Annotated in this window: 12 protein-coding genes; all 12 read right to left on the bottom strand. The window is 40.9% G+C overall.

Annotated elements, in window-relative coordinates:
* Positions 1 to 94: 94 nt before the first annotated feature.
* Complete coding sequence (locus J5566_RS10120) at positions 95 to 484, bottom strand: DUF5945 family protein (protein WP_000048066.1); 390 nt, start codon at positions 482 to 484, stop codon at positions 95 to 97.
* Positions 481 to 708, bottom strand: a complete 228-nt coding sequence (locus J5566_RS10115) for a DUF5965 family protein (protein WP_000110922.1) — start codon at positions 706 to 708, stop codon at positions 481 to 483. Before J5566_RS10115 ends, J5566_RS10120 begins: the two co-directional genes overlap by 4 nt.
* 27 nt (positions 709 to 735) lie before the next feature.
* Positions 736 to 1,836: a toprim domain-containing protein gene (locus J5566_RS10110; RefSeq protein WP_000196860.1), complete on the bottom strand. Its 1,101-nt coding sequence runs from the start codon at positions 1,834 to 1,836 to the stop codon at positions 736 to 738.
* A 39-nt stretch (positions 1,837 to 1,875) separates the two neighbouring features.
* On the bottom strand, positions 1,876 to 2,514 hold the full coding sequence (locus J5566_RS10105; protein ID WP_014636296.1) for a hypothetical protein: 639 nt from the start codon (positions 2,512 to 2,514) through the stop codon (positions 1,876 to 1,878).
* 94 nt (positions 2,515 to 2,608) lie between these two features.
* Positions 2,609 to 2,899: a DUF5966 family protein gene (locus J5566_RS10100; RefSeq protein WP_000893083.1), complete on the bottom strand. Its 291-nt coding sequence runs from the start codon at positions 2,897 to 2,899 to the stop codon at positions 2,609 to 2,611.
* Between the two features lie 13 nt (positions 2,900 to 2,912).
* The gene (locus J5566_RS10095) at positions 2,913 to 3,290 is read right to left on the bottom strand and encodes a DUF5962 family protein (protein WP_244229025.1); all 378 of its coding nucleotides are present in this window, start codon (positions 3,288 to 3,290) and stop codon (positions 2,913 to 2,915) included.
* A gap of 83 nt (positions 3,291 to 3,373) precedes the next feature.
* Complete coding sequence (locus J5566_RS10085) at positions 3,374 to 3,799, bottom strand: sigma-70 family RNA polymerase sigma factor (protein WP_043035759.1); 426 nt, start codon at positions 3,797 to 3,799, stop codon at positions 3,374 to 3,376.
* 94 nt (positions 3,800 to 3,893) lie between these two features.
* On the bottom strand, positions 3,894 to 4,403 hold the full coding sequence (locus J5566_RS10080; RefSeq protein ID WP_000872511.1) for a sigma-70 family RNA polymerase sigma factor: 510 nt from the start codon (positions 4,401 to 4,403) through the stop codon (positions 3,894 to 3,896).
* 489 nt (positions 4,404 to 4,892) lie between these two features.
* Entirely contained in the window at positions 4,893 to 5,063 is a 171-nt protein-coding gene (locus J5566_RS10075; protein ID WP_004614788.1) for a cysteine-rich KTR domain-containing protein, read from the bottom strand.
* 54 nt (positions 5,064 to 5,117) lie between these two features.
* Positions 5,118 to 7,037, bottom strand: coding sequence for a tetracycline resistance ribosomal protection protein Tet(O) (tet(O), locus tag J5566_RS10070; RefSeq protein ID WP_014636291.1), 1,920 nt, complete (start codon positions 7,035 to 7,037; stop codon positions 5,118 to 5,120).
* Positions 7,038 to 7,403: 366 nt separating this feature from the next.
* On the bottom strand, positions 7,404 to 7,778 hold the full coding sequence (locus tag J5566_RS10065) for a TnpV protein (RefSeq protein ID WP_029752727.1): 375 nt from the start codon (positions 7,776 to 7,778) through the stop codon (positions 7,404 to 7,406).
* A partial coding sequence (locus J5566_RS10060; protein ID WP_244229024.1) for an SNF2-related protein occupies positions 7,759 to 9,170 on the bottom strand: 1,412 nt, incomplete at its 5' end. The genes J5566_RS10060 and J5566_RS10065, both read right to left, overlap by 20 nt.

Here is a 9,170-nt window from a genome sequence, read left to right as displayed (position 1 = left end):
TTAAATTGATCCTGGTTCTGTTTTTTCTTTTGAAAAAATTTCATTATCTTCTCCTTCAATTATAAGTCAGGTAGCCCGCATAGGACTACCTGACTTATAAATCATCAATGGCTACTGAAATAGCCTGCAACTTTTTATTTTGGATTTTCTTTTCATCAATCAATTGATGAAGTTCTTCAATTTGCTTTTGACAGGCTGAAATATCCTTGTTGTTTTGTGCAATAGTGTCTGCCAAGTGTTGTTTATAGTCGCTTGTGATATTTACTTTCTTCGGCTGGCTTTGTTTAACTTTTGATTCGGGCGTCTGTACATCTTTAGATTCTGACTCCTTTTGTTGCTGTTCAAAAGCAGCCACATAGTCTACTTCTTCAATTGGTTTTTCATCTTGTTTATGGAAAAGTGCTGCAATTTTTGCTCGTTCTTCATGGGATGATGTTGGTTTCACATCATCTAGTGGCTGATCAAAATTCCATGTTTTACTCATTCTGTATCCTCATTTCTGTAATTTGGGTGTAGTGTGGTTTCTTTACCAAAGGCTTGCTCTAGTGCTTCATGAAATGACAACTGACTAGATTGTTGCCGTTTGATAAAGGTACTGTACATAGCTGTTTGTAGTTGGTCACGATAGTGTTCCAATTTCTCCGTCTCACGTGAGACCTTTTCTTCTTGTCTAGCTACTTTTTCAGCCAGACGTTCAATCACACTCATAGGGTGTCCTCCTTGTCACATTCTAGATTATGATAGCGGACTTGATTTTGTTATCACATCAAAAGTGTGCTCTCGTTTAGGTGGAGGATGATCTCTAATGACTTTTGTTTGGGCTGACTGGATAAGATCTCTTAAAGATAATTCCTTTTGTCGTTTCACAATATCATTCCAATCTAACTTTGTTTCAAGTCCTTGCAATGGTGGTAAATCTTGAGAAAGCGGAAGTCCTTTATCTGACAGTTTCTGACAAAATTCTCTTCCTGCCTCATCGTTATCAACAGCCAATGTTAATGCATTTGAATGAGTTTGGAAGAAGGTTGTCGTCTCTTGTATTGCCTGAAGATAATGACTAAGTCTGCTTGGATTTACTGTATCTAGAAATGCCAATTTCCCCTGTTCCTCTGCTGCTAGACGCAAGGTCTGATAAGCAATCACAGAAAGTTTTAAACCTTCCATTGAAATCAGGCGAACATCGGATAATTGCTTTTGGTAAAGCTGATAATAACTCATCATATCGATAACTGATTCACAAAAAATGAGTCGCTTAGGATTCCCAATATCGAAACTAATACCGACATAGCCATGAGATCCTTTCATGATTTTTTTGAGATAACCTCGATCGTGTTTTTCTTCATTTTTGACGAGACCTTGAAGGCTTGCGGCCTGTAAGGTCCCGTTGTGGTCATAGCTTTTTAACACTAATACGGGCTCCGATTGATAAGTAGCGTGAGCAAGCAATCCTTGTCTGCCAAAGGTATTAATAGTCTGATCACTTAGGCCACGGACGACTTGCAAGTAAGTACGTGCTTGCTGAAAGGGTTCTTCATGCAAATAGTATTGAAATGGTTGATAAGTTTCTTCTATCAACTTAACTTGTTCAAAATCCCCAGTTTCAAGATAGGATACAGCCTCTTTGAAAGAAACACCTGTCACTAATTGAACAAAGTCAATTACATCTCCTTGTATATCTCTTGAAAACCATTTGAAAGTATTGGTATCGGCAAAAATCCGAAAGGAATCATGGTCTGGGTGTTCATAAATGTGTCCTGATAAACGTCTGAAGGAACAGCCCAGACTCTCAGCAACATCTAAAATGGCCTTTTGTTTTACTGCTTTAATTCGTGTCATCTTTCCTCCCTATCAAAAAAAGCAGAAGACTGTCTCCTGCTAGTTGTTCTCGCTTGTCGTAGTTCCTTGGATCGTTGGTATGCTGGAATTTGCACCATCTGTGGCTTCTTTCATGTCCTCTAGTTTTCCATTCCAAATGGTCAACTGATTAACCAGGAGCTTGTCGGAAACTTTGGAGTAGGATAACATAACCGTCTTGGTTTCTGTTTGAGAGGTTCGCTGTTGTTGCTCACTCAAATCAGATACATAGGTCACTTGATAGGTAACTTCCGCAAGTGCAACATTACTTTCTGTATTGACATAGATACTGGCTGATTCAAATCGGTAGTCAAGCATATAGTCTTTATAAACTTGATTGATCGCTTTATTCTGATTTGCTTCCTCTTCTGAAAATGCCGAGTCCGTCATGTAGGGTTTGATACGAGCGTTATTTTCACCCAGCTGGACCTTGGTGAAATATTGAGTGAGAAATTCATTGACAAGCTCATCTGATAGGACTGTCGCTCTTTCCTCCTGCTTTTTCTTTGACACAAGTTTATTGGCTTCTGCTCGTATTTGGTTCTCTGTTTGCTTTGAAATGGTTTGTGAGCCAATCGTGTAGCCAATCATGACCATAAAACTGACTGCGATTAAACCTCCTAATCCAATCAGAAATCGAGCTTTCACTTTATTTAACATGGCTTACTCCTCTATTAGTGATAGCTTCATCATATCAAGATTAGCTTGGAGATTTTATCACAAGAAAAAGGACTACCAGTAGGTAATCCCCATGTTAAACGATTCTATTTCTCCACCACCTCATACTTAAGCTAATAGCAAGAAATAAATTCAATGCAATATAAAATCCAGTGAAACTCCATATGCCATTAGCTGCTAAATCTTCTGAATATAGGTGTCTTTCTGTGAAGAATAGGTAAATTCCATATATTTCAATAAAGACTAATCCACTGATGAGTCCGATAAGAAATAAAGCACCTGAAACTTTCACAATCCGATAAAGGACAAACAACATCAGTCCTATTGCTGCGATAATCAAAAGGCTTTGTAGAATTTGCTCCAACATCTTACACCTCTTTCTAGGCTAATTGCTTGCGATAATAGTCAGCCTGTCTCTTGTCTAAATCATCAAGTTGGGCAACCAAATCAAGGTATTCTGCCTTCGTCACCTCATCTAAGTTTGGAAAATCATTCTCACGACTTGTGATGATGAGTTCCAGCTGTCCAGTGATTTCACGCTTTGAAAAGCTATAATCAAGAGTTTCATCTTCATACTGTTCCTTTAAAGCTTGGTAGTTGGCTCTATCCTCTGGGCTTGTAAAACCTTGTGCCAACCATTCTTCGGATACTTCCAGTTCGTGGTGTTCCCCCTGCCCGTCCTTAAAACTGATAAAATACCTTATACCGCTTTCCGTGGATTCCTCCCGAAGCGTGTACGCCTTAGCTTTATATGCCATCCCGTTTTCCTCCTGCCAAAAATAAGCGGGGAGATTCCACTCCCCACCCAGTAGCCCGCAGAATAATGGGATGTATTAGACGCTTACAAAATTTTCCGAAGCTTCTTCCGCAGATGGTCTAACCTCGCATAGATGGCACCAGTCGTCAAATGCACAAGTGGGGCAATCTCCTTTGTGGAATACCCCTGCATTTTCAGCAGGACGATTTTCAAGGTACGCCCGTCCACCGTGACTAATACTTGATAGAGATTTTCGCTCTCAATCTCGTCCAGTAACTCCGCAACTGTATTCACCTCCGCTTGCCGCTCCCTGTCTGCCATGTCCTCAAGGTATTCCGCAACGTCATTCGTCCATCGGTAAAACCGCCTGTTGGAATTGAAGTCTGCCCTGTCCGCAATGCGTATCTGCTCAATGGTCGCTTCATCAACACCGCACTCACGCAGCAGCTTTTCCTCCGCTTCTTTCCAGATACGCCATTTCCTGTCCTCCCGTCCGTGGTTGTATGCCATTCTTACTTCCTCCAATCAGAATTGATTGAGAGGGCAGAGAAAAGCCCCCTCATCTTCCCAAAGGAAAAAACAAGGGGGCTGAACGCCTTAAATTTTAATTTTCTATTATCTTTCTTAGTTTTCTTAGGATTCTGGCTTTGCGTTTGTTCACAACGCTCTGGGTTATGCCTAACCTCGCCCCGACTTCACGCTCGGAAAGTCCGTCAAAAAAGATTGCCTGTATCAACTCCTGCTCACTATCCGACAACAAAGGCAGGGCGGCTTTCAGCCTGTCCACCATAACAGCATTGACAACGGTTTCCGCAATGTCCGCCGCTTCATCAGCGATAAAGTCCAGAGGATTCCCCTCGCTGTCCGTAAATCCGTCCAGAGATAGCAGGCTGTTCCTCGCATCTAATTTTTGCAGGTAACGCCACCGCTCCCTGTCACGGTAGAAGTCCGCATATTGCTCCCTTACGACTTCAAGCAGACAACCTTGGACGGGGATAAACAGCTTGTCCATATATCCCTTGTCGGCTTGCCTGCGGCGGCAGAAATCCGTATAGGACAGTTCCACATAGCCGCCGCTTTCTTTGATATATACTTTTCTTGGTGCGTATTTCACCGCTAATACCTCCAATCTGAATTTTTGAAATGTAAAAATCCAGATGGAGAGGCGGGGAGCGGCAACGCACACCAGAAACAGCCCTACGGCACTTTCCAACAAAAATCGACAAAAGAAAAACCGCAAAGGCTCTGTGACCTTTACGGTTATAGGAAATAGTAATTCTATTGTATGGAGATTGTACTTCTACTTTCAAGGTGAGAAGTACCGTTGCACTGGCAGAAATTTTTTTAACTGGTTTCCTGCCGTTCTCTGATATGCTATGTATTGATAAATTTTGCTTCGTATGAGCAGATAGATAACTGCCCGAAAAAAGGACATAAAAAAATCCCTCCAAATTTAAAAACAAATTCAGAGGGTAATTTAGGGTATAACAAAATAACCCACCCGAATATCGTTTTTTTTATTTGGTGAGTTTGTTCTTTCAAATACGAAACAAAAAGAGCCGATGATTCGTGAATTGTTCCACAATTTCATCGGCTCTGCGTCTTAAGCGTCTGGCTCTTTGATGACAGTTATCTTCAAGTTGTCAACTTTAATCAATCTTTCTTGTCTGCATTTTGGACAATAAAGGGGATAATTCTCCAAAACAGTGTCCTTCCTAATTTTATTACGGGTTTTGCTCCCACAAACAGGACACAATATCCATTCGCATTTCATCATAATTAGTCTCTAATCCTTTCAAATCTCATTTTATATGACTTTTGCAAGCTGTTAAGCTAACTTGTGGAACATATGCCGAACCTTATCTATACGGCTATTCGGGCGGCGGGGTTGGCAAATAAATTTACCAATAGCTGGCTGGTATCCTTTTAACTCTGTCAAGCAGACTCCCTGCCCATTTGTGAAATAAGTTAAATCGTTCCTGTATTCTTGAATACATCTAGCAGGGATTTCTCCTTTCAGAATGACCTCGTCATTCTTTATCTGAGTACTTACAATATCTGCACAATACCTTGGAGCATCATGATACGCCCGTGAGAGATATTCCTGCGGTGCATAAATTTCAAAGTGGAGATATGGCTCTAATAGTTCTGTCCCTGCTTTTTTTAAAGCCTGCTCCAATACGATAGGGGAAAGCAGCCGAAAGTCTGCGGGGGTACTTACAGGACTATAATACAATCCATATTCAAAACAGATTTTACAGTCTGTCACTTTCCATCCATACAGCCCCTGCTCGCAGCCATAAAGAACCCCCTCCATAACCGCATTTTGGAACGATTGATTTAAATATCCAAGTGAAACTCTGCTTTCATACTGCACTCCGCTTCCAATAGGGAGCGGCTCTATGGACAACCCGACAGAAGCCCAGAAAGGATTTGGCGGGACTTCTATGTGGATGGTATATTCTGCTTTTCTAAGCGGTCTTTCCATATATATAACAGTAGGCTCTTTTATTTCTGCCTCCACATGGTATTTTTCCTCAAGGATGGCACAAATGACTTCCATCTGCACATTCCCCAAAAAAGAAAGTATAATCTCATGCGTTGTAGTATCCACATAATATTTTAAAAGAGGGTCGCCATCTGAAATTTCTGTAAGTGCCCCAAGCAATATTTCCCGCTGTTCAGATTTCTTTACTGCAATCGTTGTTTGGAGCATAGGGAGAGGATTTTCAATAAATTTTCTCTGCGGCAACAGCATTTCGTTCCCCAAAATACTGTTTAGCTGCAAAACATCATTTGGTAAAATTACAATATCACCAGAGCAGGCTGTATCGGATGAATATAATTCACCGTTTGTCGGAACACACATCTCTGTGATTTTTATTTTCTCTTTTTCAGATATTTTAATAACATCCCTCAAATGCAATGTTCCGCTATATATACGCACATAAACAAAACGCCGCCTTTTCTCTGAATATTCAATCTTAAAAACCTGCCCGCATAGTTCAGATTGACCTTCAGGCGTTGATGAATAAAACTTACTGGCAATCACTTCTATAAGCTGCCGAATCCCCAGATTGTTTTTAGCACTTCCGTGATAAACGGGAAATAACGTTCCGTTTTGGAATCTCCTGTTTTCTTCCTGTTCCAGTTCTGACATTTTAAACGGTTTCCCTGACATATATTTCTCTAATAGTTCATCGTTTCCCATAATTACCGCATCCCACTGTTCCATATCGTCATTGTCCGTTACATTTATATGGGGATGCTGCCCAACCTTTTGCTTCACTATAATTTCCGAAGAAAGCTTTGCTTTCATTTCTTGATATACCATTGGCAAATCAATCCCCTCTTGGTCAATTTTATTGATGAAAAAAATTGTCGGAATCTTCATTGTCTGTAGTGCATGAAACAGTATACGGGTCTGTGCCTGTATGCCATCCTTTGCAGAAACTAATAATACTGCTCCGTCTAATACGGATAAAGAACGGTATACTTCCGCCAAAAAATCCATATGGCCTGGCGTATCTATAATGTTGACTTTTACATCCTCCCACTGAAAAGATGTCACTGCTGTCTGGATAGTGATTCCCCTTTGACGCTCCAAATTCATTGTATCTGTCCTTGTTGTGCCTTTATCTACGCTCCCTGGTTCTGCAATTGCACCACTGGTATACAATAAACTCTCCGTTAATGTTGTCTTTCCTGCGTCAACGTGAGCCAGAATGCCTAAGTTAATTATTTTCATGTGATTTTCCTCCTATCAACACCCAAAAAAGGGCATAAAAATACCCAGTGATAAATACTCCTATCACTGGGTAAATAACTCCAATAGCCCCAAAACACTTATATGTTTTCGGGCATATAAAATTACATGATAAAAGTATTATTAAACTGGGTACAAAAAACTAAGCCCCATATTAAAAGTGAAACGGGACTGCTACTTTTTGTTCCCACTATCAAATTGACAGTTTATTTAATAATACCTTGCCGCATATTTATTAACTCCTTGTATAATACTGAATCTAATTATATTCCTTAACCCTTTATTTGTCAAGCTGACAAACTAAAGCAGAAAAAGCGGCAGGATTTCCCCCTGCCACTAATCATCTGTTTATGCAAAAATAATTTCCTTTTCCACAATCTCCCTCGCACAAGCCCTTATGTTATTGAGGCATCCTGTCCATTCTAAGGCGTTTTCTGCCTTTAGCTGTTCCGTTATGCCCTGTGCCTGTTTCATACCCTCTATGAGCCTTTCAAAGCGTTCCTGTGCCTGTCTGTCAATGTCGGCAAGGTAAGCGTTAAGTCTGCCGCTTGTAAGAAGATTGGTGTATGTAACTTTGCAGTGATGCTTCAGATAATCCAAATGCCGCTGTCCCCAGATGCCTATTGCCTGTTCTTCTTCGGCGGGTACAGTTAAGCACGGTATCAAATAATCCCCTTGCCTTTCGTATTTGCCGCCCATTTCCTCAAAAATTGTCTTTGCCATTGTCTGTTACCTCCACATTCTTTTTTATTTTGAATGTCCGCAAAATCCGTCCTACATCTGAGGGCCTCCAGGGAACGTCTAAATGGTGGACAGCTTTCATGCGAGACTGGACGTTTAATCCTGTTCCCCCTTTTTCTGTCGAAGCCATGAGAATCCGTACTTCTCCACTATTGACCTTGCGTGACAGAGAGTTTTTCTTGTCATCCGTATTGGCGTCATGGACAAAGGCTATTGCTTCTTTGGGAATCCCTCTATCCACTAAAAGGTCTTTCAATTCATTGTAAACATCAAAGCCTTCTTCCTTACTCTTAGGCGTTCCAATATCTGAGAAAATCATCTGGGTAGCTTTCTCATTTTCTCCCTCACGGTAAATGCGTTCCACATTGTCCACTACTTGAAGAATCTTCTGATTGTCAGACAAGGTGTAAGCAGGATCAATGAGACGCATGTCAATGGCTAGTTTTCTGGCTTCTCCAGTTATCTTAAGCATGTTATCTCTACTTGGAGCAACACTACCTGACTTGATAGCGTCTGAACGCTCTACCAGCTCTTCTAAATAGTATTTCTGAGCTTGCGTTAACTCGCTTTCCACCGCAATAATCTTAGCTTCAGGTACAGGTAAATCAAGCATATCTGAAGTCTGAATATCAGCTGTTTCCTTGTAAATTCGCATGAGTTCAGGAAGGTTGACAAATTTCTTGAACCGTTTCTTAGGTTGGTATTTATCTCCTGTCGGGGCTAGTTCCATAGAGTTTTCGATATTCCCAAAAGCCCCAACCCAGGAGTCAAAATTGGATACCTGGTATCGTTCCAAGACATCGGGTTGAATGTAATTCATCATAGTGAAAAGTTCACTAATGGAGTTTGAGACTGGTGTTCCTGTCGCAAAAACAACATTTCTATCGCCATGCTCTGCCTGAACCTGTCTCACCTTCATTTCCATGTCTACGTTCTTTTTTGAAGTGGTATTGGTGATACCCGCGACATTCCCAAGTCCAGTGATTGGTCGGATATTCTTGAAGTGATGAGCCTCATCCACAAAAAGAAAATCAATGCCAAGGTTTTCAAATTCAATAAAGGTATCCCGCTCCAGTTTTTGGAGTTCTTCTAATTGGTGCTCTAGTCCCTTAATCGAACGCTCTGCTTCTTTCACCGTGTAATCACTGTCACTTCCTAGCTTGATTTCTCGGAGTTGCTCGAGTTTGTCATTGATATAGGTGACCTGTTTTTCACGACTCATTGGTATCTTCTCAAATTGTGAATCCCCAATGACAATGGCATCATAGTCGCCTGTGATAATACGTGATACGAACTGCTTACGTTTGGCTTTGACAAAGTCCTTCTTGGTGGTCACATAAACTTTCTTAGTTGGGAAAAATTTCATGATTTCTT

This window comes from Streptococcus suis, from assembly GCF_017601095.1.
GTDB classification, from domain to species: domain Bacteria; phylum Bacillota; class Bacilli; order Lactobacillales; family Streptococcaceae; genus Streptococcus; species Streptococcus suis_Z.
Note: the sequence above shows the minus strand (reverse complement) of the source record. Positions and strands in the feature narration are given on the sequence as shown.